This is a genomic window from Actinocorallia lasiicapitis (genome assembly GCF_054778695.1).
The window spans coordinates 1-1,018 of record NZ_BAAGZI010000783.1; the positions used below are offsets into that span (position 1 = coordinate 1).

1 pseudogene is annotated in these 1,018 nt (G+C 75.1%); it reads right to left on the reverse strand.

Features of this window, described 5'->3' with window-relative positions:
• Window positions 1-1,018 (reverse strand): annotated as a pseudogene (locus tag ACYVE7_RS34590) (AfsR/SARP family transcriptional regulator); the annotation flags it as partial.

Sequence of the window (1,018 nt, forward strand, 5' to 3'; positions counted from 1 at the left end):
CCCTGGACCAGCGCCTGGTCGGCGAGGCCCACCAGCACATGCGCGACGACCGGCGCGTGCCGGGTGCCGAACGCCAGCTCGAACGCCTCGGCCCGGCGGGCCAGCGCCGCCGTGGGATCACCGGCGGCGACGTCCAGATGGGCCCGGGAGTCGAGGATCATCGCCCGGAAGATCGGGTGGACGGTGATGCCGCGCACCGCGTCCTCGGCCCTGGCCAGCTCGGCGCGCGCGACGTCCAGCTCGCCCGACCAGCGGGCCAGATCGGCTTTGATCTGCGCCATCGAGGCGATCGCGTCGGGCCAGCCGACCCGCGCGGCGTCCCGTTCGGCCTCGGCCATCGCCGCCGCGCCGCCCGCCTGGTCGCCGAGCAGCCCGCGGAGCTGCGCGGTCTTCGCCCGCATGTACAGGACGTCCTCGCGGAGCCCCAGTTCGGTGACGGCCACGATCGCCCGGTCGAAATGGCCGAGCGCCGCCGTCAGATCGCCGTGCTGGGCGACCAGGTCGGCGAGCACGGTCAGCGCGAACGACAGCCCCCACCGTTCGCCGAGCCGCTCGAACTCGGCGAGCGCCGCCCTGATGTCGGCTTCGGCCTCGGCGTGCGCACCACCGAAGTTGATCAGGGTGCGGCCGCGGTTCAGCCGGAGCTGCGCGCGGACCCACGGGTCCTCGTCGGCCAGCGGCCAGTCCATCGCCTCCATCGCCGCGACCTTGTCGGCGGCCAGGAACAGGGCGAGCGGCTGGAGGTAGCGGACGAGCGGGTTGCGGGAGCCGGTCCGTTCGGCGAGCTCCAGCGACGTCCGCAGCAGCCCTTCGATGGCCCGCTCGTCGCCGAGCCCGCCCGTCGCGAACAGGACGGCCACCGCGTAGGCGACGACGAGCAGCTCCTCATCGGCGCCGTCGGGGCCGGCCAGGGCGAGGGCGGCGGCGGTCAGTTCGGCGCCTTCGGCCTTGTGGCCGGTCAGCCACCAGTACCAGCCGGACGCGCCGACCAGCCGGAGCGCCGTGCGGGCGTCGGCCG